Annotated in this window: 24 protein-coding genes; 9 read left to right on the top strand and 15 right to left on the bottom strand. The window is 69.1% G+C overall.

Annotated features, from left to right (window positions below; all coding sequences use genetic code 11):
* Positions 1-75 precede the first annotated feature (75 nt).
* Together FHY06_RS28995 and FHY06_RS29000 are read left to right on the top strand one after the other, a co-directional pair.
* Positions 76-1,503: a M20 family metallopeptidase gene (locus FHY06_RS28995; protein ID WP_184607160.1), complete on the top strand. Its 1,428-nt coding sequence runs from the start codon at positions 76-78 to the stop codon at positions 1,501-1,503.
* An 8-nt stretch (positions 1,504-1,511) separates the two neighbouring features.
* A complete protein-coding gene (locus FHY06_RS29000; RefSeq protein ID WP_184607161.1) occupies positions 1,512-2,501 on the top strand; it encodes a Bug family tripartite tricarboxylate transporter substrate binding protein in 990 nt (329 codons plus the stop codon).
* A 3-nt stretch (positions 2,502-2,504) separates the two neighbouring features.
* On the opposite strand, the gene FHY06_RS29005 is transcribed toward FHY06_RS29000, so the two are convergent.
* On the bottom strand, positions 2,505-3,311 hold the full coding sequence (locus FHY06_RS29005; protein ID WP_184607162.1) for an alpha/beta fold hydrolase: 807 nt from the start codon (positions 3,309-3,311) through the stop codon (positions 2,505-2,507).
* Between the two features lies 1 nt (position 3,312).
* Positions 3,313-4,623 (bottom strand): O-acetylhomoserine aminocarboxypropyltransferase, encoded by a 1,311-nt coding sequence (locus FHY06_RS29010; RefSeq protein ID WP_126185062.1) that lies wholly within the window; start codon positions 4,621-4,623, stop codon positions 3,313-3,315.
* A 166-nt stretch (positions 4,624-4,789) separates the two neighbouring features.
* Here FHY06_RS29010 and FHY06_RS29015 point away from each other — a divergent pair, with 166 nt between their 5' ends.
* Positions 4,790-5,242 carry a CBS domain-containing protein gene (locus FHY06_RS29015; RefSeq protein ID WP_019655760.1) on the top strand — a complete coding sequence of 151 codons (453 nt, stop codon included), beginning with the start codon at positions 4,790-4,792 and terminating at the stop codon, positions 5,240-5,242.
* Positions 5,243-5,275: 33 nt separating this feature from the next.
* Here the strand turns inward: FHY06_RS29015 and FHY06_RS29020 are convergent, their stop codons facing one another.
* From FHY06_RS29020 to add, 3 genes are read right to left on the bottom strand one after another with little or no spacing between them, the layout of a single operon-like run.
* Positions 5,276-6,367, bottom strand: a complete 1,092-nt coding sequence (locus tag FHY06_RS29020; RefSeq protein WP_184607163.1) for a nucleoside hydrolase — start codon at positions 6,365-6,367, stop codon at positions 5,276-5,278.
* Between the two features lie 4 nt (positions 6,368-6,371).
* Positions 6,372-7,352 carry a Bug family tripartite tricarboxylate transporter substrate binding protein gene (locus tag FHY06_RS29025; protein ID WP_020723177.1) on the bottom strand — a complete coding sequence of 327 codons (981 nt, stop codon included), beginning with the start codon at positions 7,350-7,352 and terminating at the stop codon, positions 6,372-6,374.
* Positions 7,353-7,360: 8 nt separating this feature from the next.
* Positions 7,361-8,470, bottom strand: coding sequence for an adenosine deaminase (add, locus tag FHY06_RS29030; protein WP_184607164.1), 1,110 nt, complete (start codon positions 8,468-8,470; stop codon positions 7,361-7,363).
* Positions 8,471-8,557: 87 nt separating this feature from the next.
* Between add and FHY06_RS29035 the strand changes: the two genes are divergently transcribed.
* On the top strand, positions 8,558-9,514 hold the full coding sequence (locus FHY06_RS29035; RefSeq protein WP_184607165.1) for a LysR family transcriptional regulator: 957 nt from the start codon (positions 8,558-8,560) through the stop codon (positions 9,512-9,514).
* 4 nt (positions 9,515-9,518) lie between these two features.
* Here the strand turns inward: FHY06_RS29035 and FHY06_RS29040 are convergent, their stop codons facing one another.
* From FHY06_RS29040 to FHY06_RS29050, 3 genes are all read right to left on the bottom strand, one after another.
* Entirely contained in the window at positions 9,519-10,154 is a 636-nt protein-coding gene (locus FHY06_RS29040; protein ID WP_184607166.1) for an N-acetyltransferase, read from the bottom strand.
* Complete coding sequence (locus tag FHY06_RS29045) at positions 10,151-11,035, bottom strand: universal stress protein (protein WP_184607167.1); 885 nt, start codon at positions 11,033-11,035, stop codon at positions 10,151-10,153. Before FHY06_RS29045 ends, FHY06_RS29040 begins: the two co-directional genes overlap by 4 nt.
* Positions 11,036-11,384: 349 nt before the next feature.
* A complete protein-coding gene (locus FHY06_RS29050) occupies positions 11,385-12,605 on the bottom strand; it encodes a polyhydroxyalkanoate depolymerase (protein ID WP_019655768.1) in 1,221 nt (406 codons plus the stop codon).
* A gap of 90 nt (positions 12,606-12,695) precedes the next feature.
* Here FHY06_RS29050 and FHY06_RS29055 point away from each other — a divergent pair, with 90 nt between their 5' ends.
* Positions 12,696-13,352, top strand: a complete 657-nt coding sequence (locus FHY06_RS29055; protein ID WP_026346511.1) for a glutathione S-transferase — start codon at positions 12,696-12,698, stop codon at positions 13,350-13,352.
* Positions 13,353-13,362: 10 nt separating this feature from the next.
* On the opposite strand, the gene FHY06_RS29060 is transcribed toward FHY06_RS29055, so the two are convergent.
* Positions 13,363-14,190: a helix-turn-helix domain-containing protein gene (locus FHY06_RS29060; RefSeq protein WP_132751744.1), complete on the bottom strand. Its 828-nt coding sequence runs from the start codon at positions 14,188-14,190 to the stop codon at positions 13,363-13,365.
* 109 nt (positions 14,191-14,299) lie between these two features.
* Here FHY06_RS29060 and FHY06_RS29065 point away from each other — a divergent pair, with 109 nt between their 5' ends.
* A complete protein-coding gene (locus FHY06_RS29065; protein WP_184607168.1) occupies positions 14,300-15,286 on the top strand; it encodes a Bug family tripartite tricarboxylate transporter substrate binding protein in 987 nt (328 codons plus the stop codon).
* 34 nt (positions 15,287-15,320) lie between these two features.
* Positions 15,321-16,673 (top strand): Rieske 2Fe-2S domain-containing protein, encoded by a 1,353-nt coding sequence (locus tag FHY06_RS29070; RefSeq protein WP_184607169.1) that lies wholly within the window; start codon positions 15,321-15,323, stop codon positions 16,671-16,673.
* Here the strand turns inward: FHY06_RS29070 and FHY06_RS29075 are convergent.
* The 6 genes from FHY06_RS29075 to FHY06_RS29100 are packed head-to-tail and all read right to left on the bottom strand — an operon-like array spanning position 16,670 to position 20,825.
* Complete coding sequence (locus FHY06_RS29075) at positions 16,670-17,017, bottom strand: DOPA 4,5-dioxygenase family protein (RefSeq protein WP_126185054.1); 348 nt, start codon at positions 17,015-17,017, stop codon at positions 16,670-16,672. The genes FHY06_RS29070 and FHY06_RS29075 overlap by 4 nt on opposite strands.
* Positions 17,018-17,024: 7 nt before the next feature.
* Positions 17,025-17,654: a DUF4166 domain-containing protein gene (locus FHY06_RS29080; RefSeq protein ID WP_184607170.1), complete on the bottom strand. Its 630-nt coding sequence runs from the start codon at positions 17,652-17,654 to the stop codon at positions 17,025-17,027.
* Positions 17,651-18,712: an SRPBCC family protein gene (locus FHY06_RS29085; RefSeq protein ID WP_184607171.1), complete on the bottom strand. Its 1,062-nt coding sequence runs from the start codon at positions 18,710-18,712 to the stop codon at positions 17,651-17,653. The genes FHY06_RS29080 and FHY06_RS29085 overlap by 4 nt, the downstream gene beginning before the upstream one ends.
* 56 nt (positions 18,713-18,768) lie before the next feature.
* Complete coding sequence (locus tag FHY06_RS29090; protein WP_184607172.1) at positions 18,769-19,716, bottom strand: SAM-dependent methyltransferase; 948 nt, start codon at positions 19,714-19,716, stop codon at positions 18,769-18,771.
* A 29-nt stretch (positions 19,717-19,745) separates the two neighbouring features.
* Positions 19,746-20,168: a thiol-disulfide oxidoreductase DCC family protein gene (locus FHY06_RS29095; RefSeq protein ID WP_019655777.1), complete on the bottom strand. Its 423-nt coding sequence runs from the start codon at positions 20,166-20,168 to the stop codon at positions 19,746-19,748.
* Between the two features lie 60 nt (positions 20,169-20,228).
* Complete coding sequence (locus FHY06_RS29100) at positions 20,229-20,825, bottom strand: GbsR/MarR family transcriptional regulator (RefSeq protein WP_184607173.1); 597 nt, start codon at positions 20,823-20,825, stop codon at positions 20,229-20,231.
* Positions 20,826-20,949: 124 nt separating this feature from the next.
* On the opposite strand from FHY06_RS29100, the gene FHY06_RS29105 reads away from it, so the two are divergent.
* Entirely contained in the window at positions 20,950-22,044 is a 1,095-nt protein-coding gene (locus tag FHY06_RS29105; RefSeq protein WP_126185049.1) for a PA0069 family radical SAM protein, read from the top strand.
* Between the two features lie 87 nt (positions 22,045-22,131).
* Positions 22,132-23,175, top strand: coding sequence for an RNA methyltransferase (locus tag FHY06_RS29110; protein ID WP_184607174.1), 1,044 nt, complete (start codon positions 22,132-22,134; stop codon positions 23,173-23,175).
* Positions 23,176-23,179: the final 4 nt, after the last annotated feature.

Consider the following 23,179-nt stretch of genomic DNA (forward strand, 5'->3'; position numbering starts at 1 on the left):
AAAACGATGCTGGAAGCATCGGCCTTCAGGCCTTGTACTTGCTGTCCCGATGGACCGAAAGACAAGGGACTCTTCATGCAACGCAAGGACAGCCTCGCCGCCGCAGCCGCCTACTTCGACAAGGGCGGCTTCTTCGCCGACCTCCAGCGCCGCGTCGCCTTCCGCACCGAGAGCGACACCGGCGCCGCCACGCCTGCGCTCGAGGCCTACCTGCGCGAGGAGATGATTCCGCCGCTCGCCGCACTCGGCTTCGCCTGCGAGGTGGTCGCCAACCCGGTGCCCGGCGGCGGGCCCTTCCTCATCGCGCGCCGCATCGAGGACCCGTCACTGCCCACCGTGATGACCTACGGGCACGGCGACGTGGTCAGCGGGCAGGACGCGCACTGGGAAGAGGGCCTCGCCCCCTGGGCGCTGACGGCACGCGGCGAGCGCTGGTACGGGCGCGGCACGGCCGACAACAAGGGCCAGCACAGCATCAACATCGGCGGCCTGGCGGCAGCGCTGGAGGCCCGCGGCGGCAGGCTCGGCTACAACGTGACCTGGCTCGTCGAGATGGGCGAGGAGGCCGCCTCGCCCGGCCTGCACGCGGTGTGCGCGCAGCAGCGCGACAAGCTGCGCGCCGACCTGTTCATCGCCAGCGACGGCCCGCGCGTGAGCGCGGCACGGCCGACGCTGTTCCTAGGCTCACGCGGCGCGGTCAACTTCAGCCTGCGCCTGCGCGCCCGGCCGCGCGGCTATCACTCGGGCAACTGGGGCGGTGTGCTGGTCAATCCGGGCACTGTCGTCAGCCATGCGGTGGCTTCGCTGGTGGATGCGCGCGGACGAATCCTCGTCGAGGCGCTTCGCCCGCCGCCGGTCACACAGGCGGTGCGCGATGCGCTGGCCAGCATCGCCATCGGCGGCGGCGCGGACGATCCCGAGGTCGACGAAGGCTGGGGCGAGCCCGGCCTGAGCCCGGCGGAGCGGCTGGTGGCCTGGAACACCATCGAGGTGCTGGCGCTCGGCGCAGGCTCGCCGCAGCGGCCCGTCAACGCGATTCCCTCGGAGGCGGTGGCGCACTGCCAGCTGCGCTTCGTGGTCGGCACGCCCTGGCAGGACCTGCAGAAGATCGTGCGCGCGCATCTCGATGCGCACGGCTTCGGCCAGGTCGAGGTGGAGGTCACGCTGACCGGCGCCGCGACACGGCTCGACGTGGAGAACCCCTGGGTGGGCTGGGCGCGTCGTTCCATCGAGGAAAGCAGCGGCCAGCGCCTGGACCTGCTGCCCAACCTCGCCGGTTCGCTGCCGAACGACGTGTTCGCCGACCTGCTCGGGCTGCCCACGCTGTGGGTGCCGCATTCGTACCCGGCCTGCTCGCAGCACGCGCCCAACGAACACCTGCTCGCGCCGCTGGCGCGCGAGGGCCTGCAGATCATGGCCGGCCTCTACTGGGACCTGGGCGAGCCGGGCCTCGCGCCATGGGCCGCCGGCCGGCTTGCGCAATCCGCTTCCACTCTCTCCTGACACGCACCATGGACATCGCCATCTCCCGTCGCCGCTTCGGCCTGCTTCTTTCCGCTTGCGCCGTGCCGGGCGCTCATTCGCCCGTCTTCGCCCAGGGGGCCTGGCCCGAACGTCCGATCAAGCTCGTCGTGCCTTTCCCGCCGGGCGGCGGCACCGACCTGGTTGCGCGGGCGATGGGGCAGACGCTGTCGGAACAGCTCGGCCAGCCCGTCGTGATCGACAACAAGCCCGGCGCCTCCACCATCATCGGCACCGACGCGGTCGCCAAGGCCGCGCCCGATGGCTACACGCTGCTGCTGTCGGGCTCGACCAGCTTCAGCGTGAACCCGGCCCTGCGCGCCAGGCTGCCCTACGACACGGTGCGCGACCTCGCGCCCATCGCCATCGTGGCGCGCACGCCCCTGGTGCTGGTGGTGGGCAAGGGCCAGCCCTGGCAGTCGCTGCCCGAACTCGTCGCGGCGGCCAAGGCGAGGCCGAAGAGCATCCGCTACGCCACCTTCGGCTCCGGCTCGGGGCCCCACCTGTCGGGCGAGCTGTTCGCGCTGGCCGCGGGCATCCAGCTGCAGGACATTCCGTACAAGGGCAGCAGCCAGAGCGCGCTGGCGGTGATCGGCGGCGAGGTCGAGATCGCCATCGACACCGTGGCGGCGGTGGCGCCGCACGTGCGCGCAGGCAAGCTGCGCGCGCTGGGCATCGTGGGCGCGACGCGCTCCAGCATGCTGCCGGAGGTGCGCACGCTGGCCGAACAGGGCCTGCCCGAGGCCACTTTCGATGCCTGGTACGGCTTCGCCGCCCCGGCGCGCACGCCGGCTCCGGTGATCGACAAGCTCGCCCGCACCGTCGTCGCGACCATGAGCCACCCGGCTCTGCAGGCCCAGCTGCGCGCGCAGGGCATGGAGCCGGTGGCCATCGGCGCGGCGGCGTTCCGCGCGCAGATGGAAGGCGAGATCTCGCGCTACCGCGCGCTCGCCCACCGGGCTGGCATCGCGGCGGAGTAGGGCTCAGGCGTTCAGGAAGTCGCGCAGCGCGAACAGCACCTCGTCGGGCGCCTCGCTCATCAGCGAGTGGCCCGCGCTGACCGTCACCACCTTCGCGTTGCGCGCCTTGCCCACCAGCGCCTTGGTGGCGCGCGGCGGCGTCATCTGGTCGGCATCGCCGAGCAGGAAGAGCACCGGGCACTGCACCTTCTCGATGGCCGCCTCGCCGTTCGCGTAGTCGTTGCAGGCCTTGAAGCCGATGTGGAACACATTCGCCTCGCGGTTGCTCGCGAGCACGCGGCGCATCAGCGCGCGCGAGCTGCCGTAGAGCCAGGTGCCGGGGCCGAGCGAGGAGGGCGGCGGCGCCAGCAGCGAGTGCGAGAAGGTGTTGACCATGGCGATGGCGCGCTGCGGGTCGCTCAGCGAGCTTTCGAGCAGCGCGGGCGACACCGCCATCGGATAGGCCGTGCCGACCATCGCAAGCTGCGTGATGCGCTCCGGCGCGCGCGACGCCGCTTCCAGTGCGATCAGCGAGCCGAAGCTGTGGCCGACCAGCGCTGCCTTCTGCACGCCCGCCGCGTCGAGCAGCGCGATCACGAACTGCGCCGCCTCTTCCACGCTGGCCGGCGGCGGGCCTTCGCTCTTGCAGTGGCCGGGCAGGTCGACCGCGAGCACGTTCCAGCCGTGGTTGGCGAACCAGCGGCTTTGCAGGATCCACACGCTGTGGTCGTTGAGCACGCCGTGGATGAAGACGACCGTGGGCTTGGCCGCATCGAAGGGCTTGCCGCCGGTGTAGCAGTAGGCGGCGTGGCCGTTGACGGTGTAGTTCATCTCAGGCACCCGCCTTTTCCGCGGCCTTCAGGGCGCGCTTGAGGTCGTCGATCAGGTCCGCCGGGTCTTCCAGGCCGATCGAGAGGCGGATCGTGCCCTGCGAGATGCCCGCACCGGCAAGCGCCTCGTCAGTCATGCGGAAGTGCGTGGTGCTCGCGGGGTGGATCACCAGGCTGCGGCAGTCGCCTACATTGGCCAGGTGGCTGAAGAGCTTCAGCGCCTCGATGAAGGCCTTGCCCTGGGCGCGGCTGCCCTTGATGTCGAAGCTGAACACGGCTCCGGCGCCGCGCGCGCCGTGACGCAGCAGCTTCTGCGCGAGCGCGTGGCTCGGGTGCGATTCGATCAGCGGATGTCCCACGCGCGACACGAAGGGGTGGCTCGCGAGGAACTCGACCACCTTCTGCGTGCTGTCGATGTGGCGCTCCATGCGCAGCGGCAGCGTCTCGATGCCCTGCAGGATCAGCCATGCCGTGTGCGGGCTCATGGAGGCGCCGAAGTCGCGCAGCCCCTCGCGGCGGGCGCGCAGCAGGAAGGCGCCGACGGTGCTTTCCTCGCTGAACACCATGTTGTGGAAGCCGTCGTAGGCCTGGGTCAGCTCGGCGAACTTGCCTGATTTCTCCCAGTCGAAGCTGCCGCCGTCGACCACCACGCCGCCGATGACGGTGCCGTGGCCCGAGAGGAACTTGGTGGCCGAGTGGTAGACCAGGTCGGCGCCCCAGTCGAAGGGCTTGATCAGGTAGGGCGAGGTGAGCGTGGAATCGACCAGCAGCGGCACGCCCGCCTCGTGGGCGATGTCGGCCACGGCCGGAATGTCGAGCACGTCGAGCCCGGGGTTGCCCACCGTCTCGCCGAAGAAGAGCTTGGTCTCGGGGCGTACCGCGGCGCGCCAGCCGTCGAGGTCGCCGGGTTTCACGAAGGTGGTCTCGATGCCGAAGCGGCGCATCGTGTAGTGCAGCAGGTTCTGCGAGCCGCCGTACAGGGCCGTGCTGGCCACGATGTGCGAGCCCGCGCCCATCAGCGTGGCCACCGACAGGTGCAGCGCCGCCTGCCCGCTGGCGGTGGCGATGGCGCCGATGCCGCCCTCGAGCGCCGACACGCGCTGCTCCAGCACTGCGTTGGTCGGGTTGCTGATGCGCGAGTACACGTGGCCGGCGCGCTCCAGGTTGAACAGGGCGGCCGCGTGGTCGCTGGATTCGAAGACGAAGGAGGTGGTCAGGTGGATCGGCACCGCCCGCGCGCCGGTGGCGGGGTCGGGCGCGGCGCCGGCGTGCAGCGCGAGGGTGTCGAAACCGGGGTCGGAATATCCGGGCATGAGGGCCTTTCTCGTGTCTGAGCTGTTGTCTCCTGGCAAAGCCCCGTTACGTCTGCAATTCAGCGTGCGCGACAGGGGCGCTCAGGTCGGCGTCGATTGTGGGCTATATTCAAAAACGGCACGCCCGCCGAGATAGCCGAGATTGAGTCCCCAGAGGAGCAAAACGATGAAAGTCAGCGACATCCTTCGCGTCAAGGGCAATACGCTCTTCACCATCACGCCAGACGACCTGCTGGCAGAAGCCGCCAAGACGATGGCGGAAAAGGACATCGGTTCGCTGGTGGTCATGGAACACGGCGACCTGGTCGGCATGCTCACCTTCCGCGAGGTGATCGTGACCATCGTCGCCAACGGGGGCCAGGTCGGCACCACGCTCGTGCGCAAGGCCATGGACGACGCCCCCGTCACCTGCACCCTGGAAACCGACCTCGACGAGATCCGCCGCATCATGCTGGAGCGCCACGCGCGCTACATGCCCGTGATGGACAAGCGCATGCTGATGGGCGTGATCAGCTTCTACGACGTGGCCAAGGCCGTGGTGGACAGCCAGAACTTCGAGAACAAGATGCTCAAGGCCTATATCCGCGACTGGCCCGAGGAAGACGAGAAGGCCGGCTGACCTGCCGGCATCCCCTTGCGCGGCAGGCCCTGGTCAGGGCAGCCGCGCGATCTGCGCCTGCAGCAGGGCGTAGAAGCCCTCGGTATCGGCCTCGCTGATCCACAGCGCATTGGGCGTGCGGCGGTTGTAGCCGCGAAAGTCGACCACCGTCGCGCCGGTCGTGAACTCCCCCTTCGTCTCCACATCCACGCTCACCTTCGCGCCCTTGAAGAGCTCGGGCTCGAGCAGATAGGCGATCACGCACGGGTCGTAGATCGGCCCGACCGCCACGCCGCGGCGGCGCACGCCGTAGGCCATCATCGAGTCGAAGATGTCCGCCACCACCTTGCCGGCGTTGTTGCGCATGGCGCGGAAGGGCGCGATGCGCTCTGGCGTGAGCAGTACGCGGCGCGCCGCGTCGTGCGACATGGCCGTGACCGGCACGCCGCTGCGGAACACGATCGACGCGGCCTCGGGGTCGGCATACACGTTGAAGGTGGCGGCCGGCGTGATGTTGCCGCCCACGCCCCAGGAGCCGTCCATCACCACGATCTCGGCAATGGCCGGCTTGATGTCGGGCGCCGAGTTGAGCGCGGCCGCGAAGTTGGTGAGCGGCCCCAGGCCCACGAGCGTGATGCTCCTAGGCTGGGCGGCGCGCAGCGTCTCGATGATGTACTGCACCGCATGCTTCGGCTCCAGCGGCCCGCGGGGTTCGTGCAGCGTCGGGCCTTCCATGCCGGTCTTGCCGTGCACGTCGTCGGCGAAGATGGGTTCGCGCACCAGCGGGCGCGGATAGCCGGCGTAGACCGGAATCTCGGGCCGCCCGGCCCAGTCGCGCACGATGCGCGCGTTCTTCTCGGTCACGGCCAGGGGCAGGTTGCCCACGCTCACGGTCAGCGCCCTGATGTCGAGCCGTTCGGTGGCGGCCATGGCCATCAGCAAGGCGATGGCGTCGTCCTGGCCGGGGTCGGTGTCGATGATGACCTGGCGCCTGCCCGTCACCGGGGGCAGCCGGGTGGCCGGGGTGCCTGCGAGTGCCTGCGCCAGTTGGGCGGGGCTCGGGCTCTGGGCCCATGACACGCCCGCGAGGCCGGCGGCGGATGCGCCCAGCAGCAGGGCGCGGCGGGACAGCAAGGGCCTGGTCACGCGCTCACTCCTTGATGTTGGCGGTCTGCACGATCTTCTGGTTGCGCGCGTACTCGGCCTGCACGAACTTCGCGAAGGCCTCGGGCGTGCCGCTGCCCGGCAGTGCGCCTTGCTCCACGAGCTTGCTGCGCACGCCTTCCTCCTGCAGCACCGCGTTGAGTTCCTGGTTGATCTGCGCGACCACGGCCGGCGGCGTCTTCGCGGGCGCGAAGATGCCGGTCCAGCTCACCATGTCGAAGCCCTTGAGGCCTGGCATCTCGTCGAAGGTCGGCACGTTGGGCAGCGCGGCCAGCCGCTTGCTGCCGGTGATGCCCAGCGCCTTGAGCCGCTTGCCGTTCACGTGCGGAATCGCGCTGGTGCTCACCAGCATCGCCAGGTCCACCTGCTCGCCGATCACGTCGGTGGCGATCTGTGCGCCGCCGCGGTAGGGCACGTGCGTGACGAAGATGCCGCTGCGCTCCTTCAGCAGCTCCATCGCCAGTTGCAGCACGGTGCCCACGCCCGAGGTCGCGTAGTTGTACTTGCCGGGCTTGGCCTTGGCCAGCTTCACGAAGTCGGAGAAGGTCTGTGCCTCGAGGCCGGGCCGTGCCACCAGCACCATCGGCGCCGTGTTGAGCATGCCCACCGGCGCCAGGTCCTTCAGCGGATCGAAGCGGAAGGCCGAGGGGTTCACCAGCTTGCCGATGGCGATGGCGCTGTCGGGGCCCGCCACCAGCGTGTAGCCGTCGGGCGCCGCGTTCACCGCCTTCGCCACGCCGATCGCGCCGCCCGCGCCGGCCACGTTCTCGACCACCACCGACTGCTTGAGCCGCTCGCCGAGACGCTGCGCCACGAGACGCGCGTTCACGTCCACGCTGCCGCCGGCCGTGAAGGGCACGATCAGCGTGATGGGCTTGGCGGCGGGCCATGCCGCCTGTGCGAGGGCGGCGGTGGGAAGGGCGGCGCAGAGCGCAGCGGCAAGGAGCAGGCGGCGGGGCGTGTTCATGGCGTGGGTCATTCGTGGTTGGTGGGGGCGGGTTCGGTGTCGAGCCGGGCGCGCAGCGCGTCGAACTCGGCGCTCCATTGCGTGCGCCACTCGCTGCGCTGCGCTTCGTCGATCCATGCGCCGTCGAGGCCGTTGAGCATGAAGCCGCGCAGGTCGTCCAGGCCGAAGCCGAAGTCGCGCACCATCATCAGCCAGGCCTGCGTGGGCGTGACCTTGTGCAGCGTCGGGTCGTCGGTGTTCGGGTGGATGCGCAGGCCCAGGCCGGGCATGCGGCGGATGGGGTGGTCCAGCGCCCAGCGCTCGGGCGGCAGGGTGCGCAGGTAGTAGGAGTTGGTGGGCACGACGGTGAAGATCACGCCGCGCTCGGCGCACCTGCGCGCGTAGTCGGGCTGGTCGACCACCGTGTAGCCGTGGTCGATGCGGTCGACCTGCAATTCGTCGAGCGCGGTGCGCACGTTGGTCCAGGGCATGCCGAACTCGCCCGCGTGCGCGGTGGTCTTCAGGCCGGCCTTCTTCGCGTCGGCATAGGCCCGGGCGAACATCTCGGGCGGGCGGTCGACCTCGCGGTAGTCGATGCCGATGCCGATCACTTCGTCGCAGCGATGGGCCTTGACCCATTCGACCATCTCCACGGCGGCCTCGGGGCTGGCCTCGCGGTCGATGGCGGCGATGAGGCGGCCGGAGATGCCGAACTCCTGCTTCGCGTCCTGGATGGCCCGCACGATGGCGCCCTGCGCGAGCGGGTAGGCGATGCCCGACTCATGCACCGTGCCGGTCGGGTTCCAGAAGAACTCCGCATGGCGCACGTTGTGGGCAGCGGCGTCCTGCAGGTATTCGAGCGTGAGCTGGTAGAGGTCGCCGGCGCTGCGCACCAGCTGGGCATCGAGCGCGCGCAGCACCCGCAGCACACCGACCGGCTTCTCGCCGCGCGTGTAAAAGCCCTCGATCTCGTCGTCGGCCAGCGGAGAGCCGGCGCGGCGGTTGAGCTGCTTGAAGGTCTCGTGGCGCACCGTGCCGAACAGGTGGCAGTGCAGCTCGGCCTTGGGCATCGCATGCAGCATCGCCTCCAGCGTGAGGGGCGCTGCGGAGATGGTGGGCGCGGACGTGGGGCTGATCATGGCGGTCAGTCTAGTAACGGCGTGCCCATAAGGAAAATTTTGAATTTCTATAATTTGATTCACTGAATCAATAACCAGGGATTCGCCATGGCCGCCTTGCCCCTGCGCGCTCTCACGCTGCGCCAGCTGCAGTTCTTCTCTGTGCTGGTGGAAGAAGGCCAGTTCGGCAAAGCTGCGCGGCGGCTGGCCATCACCCAGCCGGCCCTGAGCAACGCCATCAAGCAGATGGAGAAGCTGCTCGGCGCCGAGCTGCTCACCCGGTCCACCCATCGGCTCGAACTCACGCCCGTGGGCGCCGAGGTGCTCGCGCGCACCGACTTCCTGGTCAACACCTTCGAGGTGGCGCTGCGCGACATCGAGAGCACGGTGCAGCGCGGCCGGGCCTATGTGCGCATCGGCGTGATCCCCTCGGCCAGCGCGCGGGTGGCGGCTGCGGCGAGCGAGTACCTTCAGGACGGCCATCGCGAGGTGGAGCTGTCCTGGCGCGATGCCCCGTCGAACACCCTGCTGGCCGAACTGCGCAGCGGCCAGATCGACATGGCCGTGGCTGCCATCACCGAGCCGCCGGGTGGCCTCACCTGCATCGACCTGTTCCGCGACCCGCTCGTGCTGGTGGTGCGGCGCGACCACCCGCTGGCGGCGGCCGGCGATGCGAGCTGGGAGGCCATCGGCAAGGAGCGGCTGGTGCTCTTCGAAAGCGGAAGCATGCCGGCGCTGGGAAACCCGGCGCGCGCGCAGTTCGCGCAGGGGCCGCAGCCCTACCGCGTGAGCTACTCCGAGACGCTCTATGCGCTGGTGCGCGGCGGCCAGGCCCTGGGGCTGATGCCGCGCCTGTACACCTCGTCGCTGCGCGACCCCGAGCTGGCCGTGGTGCCGCTGCTGAAGCCGCGCGTCGAGCGCCGCGTGGTGCTGGCCTACCTGCCGGGGCCGATGCGCAACGTGGTGGCGCAGGAGCTCATCGCCTTCCTGCGCGAGCGGCTGCCGCAGGCCGGCGAGGCGACGGTTCGGCGCGTGAGCGGCAAGGGCGCGCGGGCGCGGCGCTGAGGCGCTAGCCCATCTGCGTCTCGAAGCGGAAGCGCTCCAGCGTCCAGCCTTCGCCGATCAGGAACATGCGGGTGTGCAGCGCATCGAGCGTGGCGCCATCGATCTCGCGGCCCAGATAGTTCAGCTGCTTGCATCGCAGATCGGCGAAGCCGGCCTCGTAGCGGCACGCCAGCCGCTGCCAGAGCGCATGCGCGCCCGGCGATTGCCGTGCGCCGCTCATGAGGCAGATGCCCCGGTCCAGTGCCCAGCGGTAGACGGCGGAAGCCAGCCCGCGCCGCTGCCAGGCCGGGTGGTACTGCGAATGCGGCGCACGGACGTGGCGATCCGCCCTGCGGCTCAGCTCGATCAGACGATTGAACACGGTGTAGCCCACGAGCATGTCCCGGCGCAGGTCCTCGATGTAGACGTACAACTCGCCGTCGGCCTCGCGAAAACGTGCGCGCAGGCCGGGGTCGCCGAGCGCAAGGCCCGGCATCTCCTGCAGGCGGTCGTTCATGGCGCGCATGCGCTCGTGGACGGGCGCGAGCGTGTCCGCGGGGCCTGGCTTGCCCGGGGCCACGTCGATGCGAAGCTCGGCCGGCCTGAAGCGCCAGCCCGGCAGCAGCGTAAGAAAAGGGAATGGCAGTGCCAGCATGGTCATGCCGTGCCCCTTTGCGCGAGTGAGGGAGCATGCCGAACTTGCGTGCCGTGCGGCACCACGAGCACGTCGCCCGTGGACCATCTCAGCACGCGCAGCGCCACGCTGCCGAGCAGGAAATCCGTCAGCGCCGAACGCCTGCGCTTGCCGACCACCAGCAGGTCGGCCCCCGTGTACTGCTGCTGCACGGCCGCCTGCCGAGCCGGATCGCCGCGCCCGATCGACGACACCACGCGGTTGCGGCGCGCGTTCGACGCATCCGACAGCCACAGCATGCGTTCGCGCGCCTGGCGGGCGCAGGCGTGGCGGTAGGCGTCTATTGCGTGCGCCGACACGTCGGCATAGCGCAGCTTGCCTTCATGCATGGGCGTGAAGGCATGGAACAGCTCGATATCGGCCTGTTCGTCGAAGTCGCAGGCCAGGTCGACCAGCGAGCGCGATTCCTCGATGAGGTCGATGGCGACGAGGATGCGCGCGTAGCCGCCAGCCTGTGCGTGCAGCCTTGTCACCAGCACGGGCCGCTGCGACGCCCGCAGCAGCCGTTCGGCCGGCTGGCCCCGGAAGAAGGCGGCGAGCGAGCGGTCGGGTTCGTCGCCGATCACCACGAGGTCGCACCAGTGCGCCTCGCGCGCGGCATCTTCTAGCAACCCGCGCGTGTCGTCGATCTTCTTGACGAGGATGCCGAAGCGCTCGGCCACCTCCAGGCACACGGCGCCAAGGTCGCCTGCCGCATCGGCATTCGCAGGACCCGCGAGGGCCGCGGGGGCGTACATGATCTTCAGCAGCGCGCCGTGCGCCGCCGCGATGGAGGCTGCGCGCACGACAGTGCGCAGGCCGTGCGCCGACAGATCCGTCACCGCCAGGATCGATTGGATGTTGCTCATCGTCAGTGCTCTTTCCGCATGGCAAGGCCGGCCGCCGTCCGCGGCGAAGCGGCTGGCGACGGGCAAGGGATTCAGCGGGGAAGGCGCGGCGCGCCCGGGCGGGCGCGCTACCGCGCGGGGCTTGGGCCCGGCGGTCGATGAAAGGTGCTGATGAAAGTGGAAGGAGGCTGACCGCCGGGCTCAGAGATCTGCGAGGGTCTGGTGCGACCCCGCGGCGGTCCGCGCAGTGAAGACTGCGCGCGGCGTGCTGCGGATCAAGGGCTGGCGTTGCATGGCGGCCGAGTGTAGGAAGACCGGCGCACAAGGGCAAACAAAGGCCTCACGGCCCTTGCCAGATTGTTCTTCTCTCTCAGCCGCTCAACTCGGCTGCTGCATGGATCGTCTCGCGCACGCGCGGATAGATCTGCGCGTTCCACTTGCTGCCGCTGAAAACCCCGTAGTGCCCCACGCCGGCCTGAAGGTGATGCGCCTTCATGTAGGGCCGGATGCCGGTGCAGAGGTCTTGCGCCGCGACGGTCTGGCCCACGGAGCAGATGTCGTCGCGCTCGCCTTCCACGGTGAGCAGCGCGGTGCGGCGGATGGCGGCCGGGTTCACGGTTCGCTCGCCCACGGTGAGTTTGCCCAGCGGCAGGTCGTAGGTCTGGAACACGCGCTCCACCGTCTCCAGGTAGAACTCGGCCGGCAGGTCGTTCACGGCCAGGTACTCGTCGTAGAAGGTGCCGATGGTGCGGGCCTTCTCGATGTCGCCTTCGACCAGGTGGGTGTACATGTCCTCGAACTGCTTCTTGTGCCGCTCGGGGTTCATGCTCATGAAAGCCGACAGCTGCAGGAAGCCGGGGTACACGCGCCGCATCATGCCGGCGTGCGGCCATGGCACGTGGCTGATGAGGTTGCGCCGGAACCAGTCGATGGGGCGGTCGGTCGCGAGTTTGTTCACCGCCGTGGGGTTGATGCGGCAGTCGACCGGGCCCGCCATCAGCGTCAGGCTGCGGGGCGTGGCGGGGTTGCCGTCCTCGGCCATCAGCGCGGTGGCGGCCAGCGCGGCCACGCAGGGCTGGCAGACGGCCACCATGTGCACGCCAGGGCCGACGGCCTCCAGGAAGCGGATGAGCTGCAGCGTGTAGTCGTCCAGCCCGAAGCCGCCGTGCCACAGCGGCACGTCGCGCGCGTTGTGCCAGTCGGTCAGGTAGACGTCGTGGTCGCGCAGCAGAGTGCGCACCGTTTCGCGCAGCAGCGTGGCGAAATGGCCCGACAACGGTGCGGCCAGCAGCACGGGCGGATGCACCGCATCGGTGTCCTTGCGGAAGTGCAGCAGGGTGCCGAAGGGGGAGACGAGGGTTTTCTCCTCGTGCACGGCCACCTCGGTGCCGTCGGACACCACGCTGCGGATGCCGTAGTCGGGCCGGGTGTGGGTCAGTCGCATGCGCGAGAACACCTCGAACTGGGCCGCCATGCGCCGCATCATGGTGCGCTCGGTGCCTTCCTTCCACAGCGCCTTGGCCAGGTACTGCGCCGCGAGCCGTGCCGGGGAGAGCAGGTCGGCTTGGTTCTGGTAGGCCCGGTACAGCATGAACCTCGCGCAGGCAAGTTGCGGGCCAGCCGCATGGCATGGGGCTTGCACGGCAAAGCCAAAGGCGCAACGCCCAAGGAGAGCTCCGAGATGGCCAAACCCGTACTCACCATCAGCAGCAAGAACTACGGCGCCTGGGCGCTGCGCGGCTGGCTGATGTGCAGGCTGGCGGGGCTGGACTTCAGCGAGAAGGTGATTCCGCCCGACGACCCGGCAATGAAGGCCGAGATGCTGCTGCTGTCTTCGTCGATGCTGGTGCCCTCGCTGCAGCACGGCAGCGTGAAGGTGTGGGACACGCTGGCCATCGGCGAATACCTCAACGAGATCAAGCCCAAGGCCGGCCTGCTGCCCGCCGATGTCGCCGCCCGCGCCCATTGCAGGGCCATCTGCGGCGAGATGCATTCGGGCTTCGCCTCGATGCGCGGCGCGCTGCCGATGAACATCAAGGCCCATTTCAAGAACTTCAAGGTGTGGTCGCGCGCGCAGGCCGACATCGACCGCATCGTTGCCATCTGGCGCGAGTGCCTCAAGGCCTATGGCGGCCCCTTTCTCTTCGGCTCCCAGCCCGGCATGGCCGACGCGATGTACGCGCCGGTGGTCACGCGCTTCCTGAGCTACGACGTGGCGCTCGACAGCGTCTGCGCCGCGTACTGCAAGCGGGTGATGGAGCTGCCCGCCATGAAGGAATGGGTGGCGGCCGCGAAGCAGGAACCCGACGAGATCGACGAGCTCGACGCGGAGTTCTGAGCGGCGCGCCTCATGGACTTGCCGGCGGCGGCCCGAAGCCCGCCTGCGCTAGCCTGCGCTCGATGTTCTGCGCGGCCTGCTGCAGGTCGCCCAGGTGGGCCGACACGATCTCCCGCTCGCTCTTCACCGCCGGCAGCCAGGCGCAGCTGAGGCAGCCCAACACCCGCTCGCCCTGGCGCAGCGGCACCGAGATCGCGCCGAAGCGGTCGGGCGAATCCATGCTGGTCGAGGTCGGGTCGCGCGCCACGTAGCCGAGGTCGCGCGCATGCGCCACCATGCGGCGGATGTTCTCGGGGCGCCGCGCGCTGCGGTCGAAGTCGTTGGGCGAACGCGCCAGCGCGGAGAGGATCTCCCGGCGCTCGTCTTCCGGGCAGAACGAGAGATAGCAGCGCCCCAGCGAGGACAGCAGCATCGGCGGGCGGAAGCCCAGCGCACGGTAGTTGACCGCCAGCCCGTTGCGCGGCCTGTCGGTGTCGAGGATGAGCATGGCCGTGCCGTCGCGCACGCCCAGGTCGATGGGCCATGGCACCACGCGCTGCAGCGTGGCGCGCGCGGGCGCCGCCAGTGCCGACAGGCGCGTGCGCCACGCCGCCACAGCCCCCGACTGACCCGTGGCCGAAGTGGGCACGTAGCGCCGGTCGTGTTCGCTGCGCTCGGCCCAGCCCGCCTGCTGCAGCGTCTTGAGGATGCGCAGCAGCGTGGCCTTCGACAGGCCCGTCTGCCGGTGCAACTCCTGCAGCGTCACGGCCGAGGAGCGCTGGATGGCCAGCATCACATCGAGCCCGCGGCGCAATGCATCGATGGATTTCACGCTCTGCGCGCCGGTGGTGTCCGACATGCCGGTCTCCGGAAAAGGTTCACTGAGTGAAACTATATCTTCTGGCTTCGCGGCCCCGTTCCTACAGTGCGGACGACACCAACGTCGTCCCACCGAGAAGGAAAAGAGCATGTTGTTTCACCCGCGAAACGCGGCCCGAGCCGCTGCAGCAGCCGTTCTTTCGCTATGCGCCGTGACCGCGGCCATGGCGCAGTCCTGGCCGTCGAAGCCGATCACCATCGTCGTCGCCTATCCGGCCGGCGGCGACACCGACGCCATTGCGCGCACCTATGCCGAGAAGCTGTCGCAGCGTACCGGCCAGCCGGTGCTGATCGACAACCGGCCCGGCGCGAGCGGGATGATCGGCAACGCCTGGGTCGCGAAGGCGCCGGCCGACGGCTACACGCTGCTGTTCACGCCCAGCACCTTTCCCATCGCGCAGCATGTGCTGAAGGCCGGCCCCGGCGTGGCGCACGACGTGGTGAAGGACTTCACCCCCATCGTCAAGACCGGCAACATCCCGCTGCTGCTGGTGACCGCGCCGGTGACAGGCATCCGCAGCGTCGCGCAGCTCGTGGCCGGCGCGAAGGCGGGCAAGGCGCTGAGCTACGGTACGCCGGGCGCGGGGTCGCCGATGCACATCGCGGGCGAGCTCTTCAACAAGGACGCGGGCATCGCAGCCACGCACGCGCCGTACCGCGGCGTGGCGCCGGTGGTCAACGACGTGCTCGGCGGCCATGTCGCCGTGGGCTGGATCACGCCGGGCGCGGTGGCGAGCCACATCGCGGCGGGCAAGCTGGTGCCGCTCGGCGTGGCGGAGCGCCAGCGCACGAAGCTGATGCCCGAGGTGCCCACCTTCATCGAGCTGGGCTTCAAGGACGTGGACGTGAGCGCATGGATGGGCCTGCTCGGCCCGAAGTCGATGCCGCCGGACGTCGTGCAGGCGATCAACAGGCACTTCAACGAGATCCTGAAGATGCCCGATGTGCAGGCAAGGATGGCCGCGCTCGGCATCGAACCCGTGGGCGGCGCGCCCGCGGTGCTGGCGCAGCAGATTTCAGACGACGACCAGCGCTTCGGCAGGCTGGTGCGCGAGTTCGGCATCCGCGCCGACTGAAGAAGACAAGCGACACGGAACAAGGAGACTGCGCATGTTGAGCGAAGAAAAGAACCGCCTGCTGACCGAAGTGGGCCCCGGCAAGCCGATGGGCGACTACCTGCGCCGCTACTGGCACCCGATCGCGGGCGCCAGCGAGTTCGACGACAAGGCGGTGAAGCCGCTTCGCATCCTGGGCGAGGACCTGGTGCTCTACAAGGACCTGAGCGGCAACTACGGCCTGGTCGACCGCCGCTGCCCGCACCGCAACGCCGACATGTCCTACGGCTACGTCGAGCAGTGCGGCCTGCGCTGCAGCTACCACGGCTGGCAGTACGACCAGAGCGGCCAGTGCGTGCACCAGCCCTTCGAGGAAACGCTGGACCCCGGCGCACGCATGCGCAGGAACACGAGGATCAAGGCCTACCCGGTGCAGGAGAAGGCCGGCCTGCTGTGGGCGTACATGGGCCCGCAGCCCGCGCCTCTTTTGCCCGACTGGGAGCTCTTCAACTGCGCGAACGGCTTCGCGCAGGCGGTGTTCGCCGAGATCCCCTGCAACTGGTTCCAGTGCCAGGAGAACTCCATCGACCCGGTGCACTTCGAGTGGACCCACAACAACTGGACCACGCGCCTGCAGGGCGACGAAGGGCCGTACGTGCCCACGCACCTGAAGCTGGCCTTCGAGGAGTTCGAGCACGGCTTCGTCTACAAGCGCCTGCGCGGCGGCGAGCGCGAGGACAACGTGATGTGGACCACCGGCCGCGTCACGCTGTGGCCCAACGGCTTCTTCCTGGGCCATCACTTCGAATGGCGCGTGCCCATCGACGACCACAACACGCTGAGCGTGCTGTGGGTGCTGAGCCGCGTGCCCAGTGAGCAGGAGCCCTACGTGCAGGAGCGAATCCCGTCGTGGTACGGACCGATCAAGGACCCGGCGACGGGCCGCTGGATCACCAGCCACGTCGCCAACCAGGACTTCGTGGTGTGGGTGGGGCAGGGCACCGTCACCGACCGCACGCGCGAGAAGCTGGGGCAGAGCGACAAGGGCATCGTGATGATGCGGCGCCGCTTCTTCGAGGAGCTCGAGGCGGTGCAGGCCGATCCGGCGCACGAGCCCAAGGGGCTGATCCGAGATCCGGAGAAGAACCGCAATGTGTTCCTGCCCTCGGCATGCCGCGACGAGATGATCAACGGCCTGCCGCGCAAGGAGCTGGCGGCACATCCGCTGCTGGGGCCGTACCTGAAGGACTTCTTCGGCCAGGCCGGGCAGCCCGACGAGGTGCGCGCGGCCTACGAGAAGGCCATCGGGCAAAAGGTGGAGGGCGCCACCTTCTTCAAGGTGCATGGCGCCGGCATCGAGGAAGAGGCCCGGGAAGAGTCTCGGAAAGAGGCGCGGGAAGAGGTCTAGCGCCGGAACATCCGCAGGTCGAGCTCGCTTTCCTCGCCCAGCCACATGGCATGCGTCGTGTGGTCGGCGAGGTCGTCGCCGGTCACGCCGTGCACGAACACGTCGAGCCCGTCGCGGTTGGCTTCGAGCCAGCCGATGACCTGGTCGAACTCGGCGGCGTCGAAGGCGAGCTGGCAGCTCCAGTGCGGATGGGGGCCCACAAGCCGCTCGTGCACGCGGCCGACCACCACCATCAGCTCGCGGCCCGCGCGTTCGCAGAGGGCCTTGGCCTGCGCGAGCGTGTCGGGGCCGAAATAGACGTGGGCGTGGTACTGGGCGTAGAGGTTTTCTGGACGGCGGGGCATGGTGCGCTCATTGTGATCCCGTTCGCGCTCCGAGGCTGAAGCGCCCGCTGTAGCGGAACACCTCGCCCAGCCAGCGGTGGCGCAGCAGCATCTTCATGGTGAAGCGGTCTGCGTCGGCGGGGTCGGGCCGCTCCTCGACATAGGCGGTGCCGAGCAAGAGCCCGAGCGGCAGCGGAACGCGCAGCCCCGCGACTCGCCAGACATAGCCCAGGTCGCGGAAAACCAGCGCGCCTTCTTCGGCGCTCACCGCGAGGCGCATGCCGATGCCGAAGCGCACGTACTCGATCACCTCGCTGCCCCGTGCCGCATCGTGTTCCATGTGCGAGCGGAAATGGAAGGCCGCCCTGCCGGGGAAGCGGAAGACGCGGTCCCAGTGGAGCGTGGCGGCGTCGGGGCGGCAGCGGTAGTGCACCTCGATGGGCACTTCCTTGCCCTGGTGCGGCACCAGCGCGCCGAACAGCCGCCCGAAAGGCATCAGCAGCTCGGCCCAGGGCGCGTGCCAGACCTCGTCCATGGTGCCGCGCACGCAGACGTGATCGTCGGAGAAGGGCCTCATCGCATAGTGGCGGCGGATGACCTCGCCCAGCCGGTCCCACGCGGGGCCGAGCGCCTGCTGGAAGACGGGTTGCACCGTCATCGAACGGCCGCAGTCGCCGTGGCTTCGGCGCGCGCCTTGTAGAAACGCAGGATGTTCTCCGAAGCATCGTTGAGCAGCAGGTGCATGACGCGGTCGGCATACCAGTTGAAGCTGGTGCTCAGCCGCCACGACACCGCCACGCGCAGCTCGGTGCCGCCGTCGCGCGGCGTCAGCGTGTAGGTGGCGTCGCGCAGATCGAAGTACTGGCCGCCGATCATCACGTGGTCGTCGAGCGCGCCGGCCGGGAAGGAGTCGGGCGAGAAGCGGAAGCGCCACTTCAGCAGCCGGTTGGGCTCCCACTCGGTGATGACCTCCTCGAAGTGGACGTTCTTCTGCCACCGCACCTGGCGCACGCGGCCCTCGGGCGTGTCGACGGTCACGCCCGATACCGGCATCGGCACGCCGATGCGGTAGGCCCAGGCGTCGCCGACTTCGGCGGGGCGGATGTCGCGCGCTGCGTTGAGCTCGTGCCACACACGCTCGGGCGGCGCGGCGATGAAGAGTGCGCGCGAGGTGTCCGAGTAGCGGTCGGGGTTGGGCAGTTGGGGCTCGATGGCGCCCAGCACCAGTGGCAGCATCGCGAAGCTGTAGACGGCCTGCTTCGGCCAGTTGGTGACGCGGCACACGATGCCCATCGCCAGGCCGCCCACGCTGCCCATGGTGGCGAAGAGCGGAACGATGACGATGGCGCAGATCAGCCCCTCGATGAACACCAGCAGCGTGCCGCCGACGAAGAGCGAGGTCGCCACCCAAGGCGCCCAGATGTAGTAGCCCCAGCTGCGGCGCTCGATGCGCTCGGCCATGTACACCGTGACCGCGCCGCACACGGCGGGCACGAAGTAAACGAAGGAAGCCAGCATGGCCGAGTAGGGCTTGCCGGGCGCGCTGCTGAAGAACAGGCGCAGCACGAGCGCGACCGCCGCGCCGATGGCCATCGGCCAGAACCAGCCGAAGGGCATGCCGCGAACGGGCCTGGGCCGTGCTTCTTCGTTCGGCGCGGGCTGCGGCTGGTTGGGGGGCAGCTCGGCGAGCCTGCTGTCTTCGGAGTCGTTCTGCATGGAAGGCTCTTCTCCTCTGTCTGTACGTCTGTCTTGTTTGTGTTGCTGTCGAGCCCTCAGTCGGCGCGGCGGGTGGCGGTGACGATGCAGTAGTCGAAGTCGCGCCAGAACATGCCCAGCGCCAGGGCGCAGTAGCTCGCCACGATGTGCTTGCGCCGCCACGGGCTGAGCCTGCCGCGTGCCTTCCAGAGCTCGGCCAGCGTGAAGCGGGTGGCCAGCACCGGGATGTGCAGCGCGCTCGGCGCCACGCGCCAGCGCAGCGACTTCACCTCGACATCCTCGAAGCCATGGGCATGCAGCGCAGCCACGAAGTCTTCGCGCACGGCCAGCGTGGGCACGGCCCAGCTGTCGGCCCACAGGCGGTGCAGCCAGCCAGCGATGCCGCCGGGCTTGCGTCGAAGCAGGAAGCCGTCGACCACCGCGAGGCGCGCGCCGGGCTTCAGCAGGCGCGCAACTTCGCGGACGAAGTCGGCCTTGTCGGTGCCGGCGGCATAGCAGGCGCTTTCGAGCGCCCATGCGCCGTCGGCCTGGGCGGCGGGCAGGCCGGTGCGGGTGTAGTCGGCCTCGATGTGGGCCATGCGGTGTGCCACGCCCGCGGCGGCGTCGAGCTTCGCGGCGATGCGGTTCTGCACGGCCACGTTGGTCACGGTGACGGCATAGAGCGACGCATGGTCGCCGACCAGCGTGCGCGCGGTGGCGCCGGCGCCGCAGCCCATGTCGATCACGCATCGGTGGATGTCGCCGCCCGAGAGTGCGGCGTCGATGCGCAGCGCACGGCCGACCATGCGGTTCATCTCGACCAGCATGCCTTCGCGGCGCAGCGGGTTCAGGCCCGCGCGCCAGAAGCCGAAGTGCATGTTGTAGCTGGGGCTCCAGGCGCTGTAGTCGGTTGCTACCTCGGTGAAGTAGTCCTGGGTGTCTTCGGGGGTGAGAGTGTTCTCGGAGTGGCTGTGCGCGCGAGTCTCGTGCGGCAGGCGGAAGTCGGGCTGGAATACGGTCGGCATGGCGGTTCCCTCGGGTGGTCGTTTCTTCTTCAGATGCGGCAGTTGCCGTCATTGCAGGACGGCGCGACGCGCCCCGCCAGCCTCGCGGCCAGCCAGCGTGGAATGCGGTAGCGGTTGCGCGCCAGCAGCGCATAGGCGCGATCGGCCAGCGGCGCGACCAGCGGCAGGTCGAGCAGCACGCCGCCGCTGGACAGGCCCACCGCCGCGCGGCAGATGCGGATCGCCGGCACGCCGACGTGCACACGGCCTTCGGCGTCGACGACGTGGATGGCGGCCATCAGCGTCTCGCGCGGTGCAGGGCCGCTTGTGAAATCGGCTGGCGAGCAGTCGACCAGATTCAGCCGGCCCGCCGTGTCGCGTGCCTTGAGCGCGCCCATTTCGGCGGAGCAGATCGCGCAGCTCGCATCGAAATAGATCGTCAGAGGGGGGACTGGAACGGCGGTGCGGCTCATGTTGTTCCTTGTTATCGATATTTCTGTCAAAACAGAAATTAACGGGCAAAAAAAGAGACCTCAGATCATGGGAAGGCTGGCATGGTGCGCGTCCGGGTCTTCGCCCTTGCCCGCGCCCTTGCCGCCTTGCGACGAATCGCCGCGCACGAACTTCTGCACGCTCGCGCCGAGCGTCAGCACCTTGTCGAGCGTGCCAGGCGACAGCCGCAGCATTTCGTCGGCCCAGGTGGCGAGCTTTTCCATGAGCTCCAGCGTCGAGCGGATGCGGTCCTGCGCATCGGCGGGCTCTTTCTGGAAGTCGGGGCTGGCCACGAGCTCGCGCAGCACGCGCACCGTGGGGTCGAACTCGCGCTCCTTGCGCTCGCGAACGACGGTGCGGAACAGCTCCCACACGTCGACGCTGGTCTCGAAGTAGTCGCGCCGGTCGCCCAGTGTGTGGGTCACGCGGACCAGGTTCCAGGCCTGCAGCTCCTTCAAGCTGTTGCTGATGTTGGAGCGGGCCACGCCGAGGGTTTCGCACAGCTCTTCGGCGTTCATGGGCTTGCCGTGGGCGAAGAGCAGGGCATGGATCTGCGAGACGGTGCGGTTCACGCCCCACAGCGAGCCCATTTCGCCCCAGTGCAGGACGAACTTGCGTTGGATGTCGGTGAGTTCCATGGCGCCGAGTTTAGGATTCTCGAAATTTCTGTCAAGACAGAAATTAAAAATTCGGCAGCGACGGTGAATCGGTGGAATACTGTATGAATAAACAGTTAATCGAGTTGCCAAGGAATCGCCGACCATGCCAGCCGCCTTCATTCCCATCCACGCCATCAAGGGCCGCGGCGCGGCCACGCACATCGCGCACCGCTTCTCCAAGGACGAGCGCAACGCCTTCGACGACGGCTGGGGCACGCTGGAGGAAGGCGCGGCCGAAGCCGAGGAGCTCCAGCCCATCGCCACCGAGGTGCGCTTCGAGGACGTGAAGTCGGCGCTCAACGAGAACGACTCGCCCGACATCTACTTCGACCGCTCGATCAACCCGTACCGGGGATGCGAGCACGGCTGCATCTACTGCTTCGCGCGTCCGACCCACAGCTACCTCAACCTGTCGCCCGGCCTCGACTTCGAGACCAAGCTGATCGCCAAGCGCAACATCGTCGAGGTGCTGCGCGCCGAACTCGGGCGCCGCAGCTATCGCCCGAACTACATCGCCATCGGCACCGCCACCGACTGCTACCAGCCCATCGAGCGCGAGCTGCGGCTCACGCGCTCGGTGATCGAGCTGCTGAGCGAGGCGCGGCATCCGTTCGCGCTGGTCACCAAGTCGAGCGCCGTCGAGCGCGACCTCGACCTGATCGCGCCCATGGCGGCCGACCATCTGGCGGCCGTGTACGTCACCGTGACCACGCTCGACGGCGACCTCGCCCGCAAGCTGGAGCCCCGCGCGGCCGCACCGCACCGCCGGCTGCGCACCATCCGCGCGCTCACCGAGGCCGGCGTGCCGGTGGGAGTGAGCGTGGCGCCGCAGATTCCCTTCGTCACCGAAGACATGGAGCAGGTACTCGAGGCCGCCTGGGAGGCGGGCGCGCGCAGCGCCTTCTATACGGTGGTGCGGCTGCCCTGGGAGGTGGCGCCGCTCTTCAAGGAGTGGCTGGCGCTGCACTACCCGCAGCGCGCCGACCGCATCATGGCGCGCATCCGCGAGATGCGCGGCGGCAAGGACTACGACGCCGACTTCGCCACCCGCATGAAGGGCTCGGGCCTGTGGGCCGACCTGATCCACCAGCGTTTCCAGAAGGCCGCGAACCGCCTGGGCTACAACCGCGAGCGCATCCCGCTCGATCTTTCCGCGTTCCGGCCGCCGGGGGCTGCGGGGCAGGGCAGCCTGTTCTAGAGGTGCACAATCCGGGGCTTGTCGACCACCCCGCAGCGCACCCGGTACGCCCGGCATGCGCGCAGAGCCTCCAGCCCCAGAGGGCGCATGCGAATCCACGAACTGAAAGAGCGGCTGCGAAAAGCCGGAGCCGGCCCCAGCCACGAACAGCGCATCCTGCGGCTGTGGTCCCACGCCCTGCCCAGGAACAGCGGCAGGCGCCTGCCCGCGAGCTTCTTTCCCGCGCCGCTGATGGAGGCGCTGCCTGCCATCGAGGCCGAGCTGGCGGGGCTGGCGCGCGTGGTCGCGGCGCATCCGGGTGCCGATGGCTCTGAGAGGCTGCTGGTGGCCCTCGCCGACGGCCAGACCGTCGAAAGCGTGCTGCTGCCGCGCGATGGGCTCTGCGTCTCGTCGCAGGTGGGCTGCGCGGTCGGCTGCCAGTTCTGCATGACGGGCCGCGACGGCCTGCTGCGCCAGGTCGGAAGCGCCGAGATCATTGCCCAGGTCGCGCTCGCGCGCATGCGCAGGCCGGTGCGCAAGGTGGTGTTCATGGGCATGGGCGAGCCGGCGCACAACATGGACAACGTGCTCGAAGCCATCGAGCTGCTCGGCACCGTGGGCAACGTCGGCTACAAGAACCTGGTGTTCTCCACGGTGGGCGATCCGCGCGTGTTCGAGCGACTCGCCAAGGAGCGCGTGAGGCCCGCGCTGGCGCTCTCGCTGCACACCACCAAGGCCGAGCTGCGCAGGAAGCTGCTTCCGCGCGCGCCCGGCATGACGCCCGAGGAGCTGGTCGAGGCTGGCGAACGCTATGCGCGTGCCAGCGGGTACCCGATCCAGTACCAGTGGACGCTGCTCGAAGGCGTGAACGACGGGCAGGACGAGATCGACGGCATCGTGCGGCTGCTCTCTGGCAAGTGGGGCGTGCTGAACATGATTCCCTTCAACGCCGTGGATGGCGTGGCGTTCAACCGTCCGTCGTGGGAGCGCTGCAAGCAGATCGCCCGCACGCTGCACGAGCGCGGCATTCTCACGAAGCTGCGGCAGTCGGCGGGGCAGGACATCGACGGCGGGTGCGGGCAGTTGAGGGCGCGTGCCGCCGAGGCGGCCGAGGTCGCGATAACGATCCGCCGGATCGAAGCGCAGCGCTGAGGAA

It is taken from the genome of Variovorax atrisoli (assembly GCF_014195185.1).
GTDB classification, from domain to species: Bacteria; Pseudomonadota; Gammaproteobacteria; order Burkholderiales; family Burkholderiaceae_C; genus Variovorax; species Variovorax atrisoli.

Bases quoted from the DNA above. Each gene is read 5' to 3' on its own strand.
- FHY06_RS28995 (WP_184607160.1), top strand. From the start codon at position 76: ATGCAACGCAAGGACAGCCTCGCCGCCGCAGCCGCCTACTTCGACAAG.
- FHY06_RS29000 (WP_184607161.1), top strand. From the start codon at position 1,512: ATGGACATCGCCATCTCCCGTCGCCGCTTCGGCCTGCTTCTTTCCGCT.
- FHY06_RS29005 (WP_184607162.1), bottom strand. From the start codon at position 3,311: ATGAACTACACCGTCAACGGCCACGCCGCCTACTGCTACACCGGCGGC.
- FHY06_RS29010 (WP_126185062.1), bottom strand. From the start codon at position 4,623: ATGCCCGGATATTCCGACCCCGGTTTCGACACCCTCGCGCTGCACGCC.
- FHY06_RS29015 (WP_019655760.1), top strand. From the start codon at position 4,790: ATGAAAGTCAGCGACATCCTTCGCGTCAAGGGCAATACGCTCTTCACC.
- FHY06_RS29025 (WP_020723177.1), bottom strand. From the start codon at position 7,352: ATGAACACGCCCCGCCGCCTGCTCCTTGCCGCTGCGCTCTGCGCCGCC.
- add (WP_184607164.1), bottom strand. From the start codon at position 8,470: ATGATCAGCCCCACGTCCGCGCCCACCATCTCCGCAGCGCCCCTCACG.
- FHY06_RS29035 (WP_184607165.1), top strand. From the start codon at position 8,558: ATGGCCGCCTTGCCCCTGCGCGCTCTCACGCTGCGCCAGCTGCAGTTC.
- FHY06_RS29040 (WP_184607166.1), bottom strand. From the start codon at position 10,154: ATGACCATGCTGGCACTGCCATTCCCTTTTCTTACGCTGCTGCCGGGC.
- FHY06_RS29045 (WP_184607167.1), bottom strand. From the start codon at position 11,035: ATGAGCAACATCCAATCGATCCTGGCGGTGACGGATCTGTCGGCGCAC.
- FHY06_RS29050 (WP_019655768.1), bottom strand. From the start codon at position 12,605: ATGCTGTACCGGGCCTACCAGAACCAAGCCGACCTGCTCTCCCCGGCA.
- FHY06_RS29055 (WP_026346511.1), top strand. From the start codon at position 12,696: ATGGCCAAACCCGTACTCACCATCAGCAGCAAGAACTACGGCGCCTGG.
- FHY06_RS29060 (WP_132751744.1), bottom strand. From the start codon at position 14,190: ATGTCGGACACCACCGGCGCGCAGAGCGTGAAATCCATCGATGCATTG.
- FHY06_RS29065 (WP_184607168.1), top strand. From the start codon at position 14,300: ATGTTGTTTCACCCGCGAAACGCGGCCCGAGCCGCTGCAGCAGCCGTT.
- FHY06_RS29070 (WP_184607169.1), top strand. From the start codon at position 15,321: ATGTTGAGCGAAGAAAAGAACCGCCTGCTGACCGAAGTGGGCCCCGGC.
- FHY06_RS29075 (WP_126185054.1), bottom strand. From the start codon at position 17,017: ATGCCCCGCCGTCCAGAAAACCTCTACGCCCAGTACCACGCCCACGTC.
- FHY06_RS29080 (WP_184607170.1), bottom strand. From the start codon at position 17,654: ATGACGGTGCAACCCGTCTTCCAGCAGGCGCTCGGCCCCGCGTGGGAC.
- FHY06_RS29085 (WP_184607171.1), bottom strand. From the start codon at position 18,712: ATGCAGAACGACTCCGAAGACAGCAGGCTCGCCGAGCTGCCCCCCAAC.
- FHY06_RS29090 (WP_184607172.1), bottom strand. From the start codon at position 19,716: ATGCCGACCGTATTCCAGCCCGACTTCCGCCTGCCGCACGAGACTCGC.
- FHY06_RS29095 (WP_019655777.1), bottom strand. From the start codon at position 20,168: ATGAGCCGCACCGCCGTTCCAGTCCCCCCTCTGACGATCTATTTCGAT.
- FHY06_RS29100 (WP_184607173.1), bottom strand. From the start codon at position 20,825: ATGGAACTCACCGACATCCAACGCAAGTTCGTCCTGCACTGGGGCGAA.
- FHY06_RS29105 (WP_126185049.1), top strand. From the start codon at position 20,950: ATGCCAGCCGCCTTCATTCCCATCCACGCCATCAAGGGCCGCGGCGCG.
- FHY06_RS29110 (WP_184607174.1), top strand. From the start codon at position 22,132: ATGCGAATCCACGAACTGAAAGAGCGGCTGCGAAAAGCCGGAGCCGGC.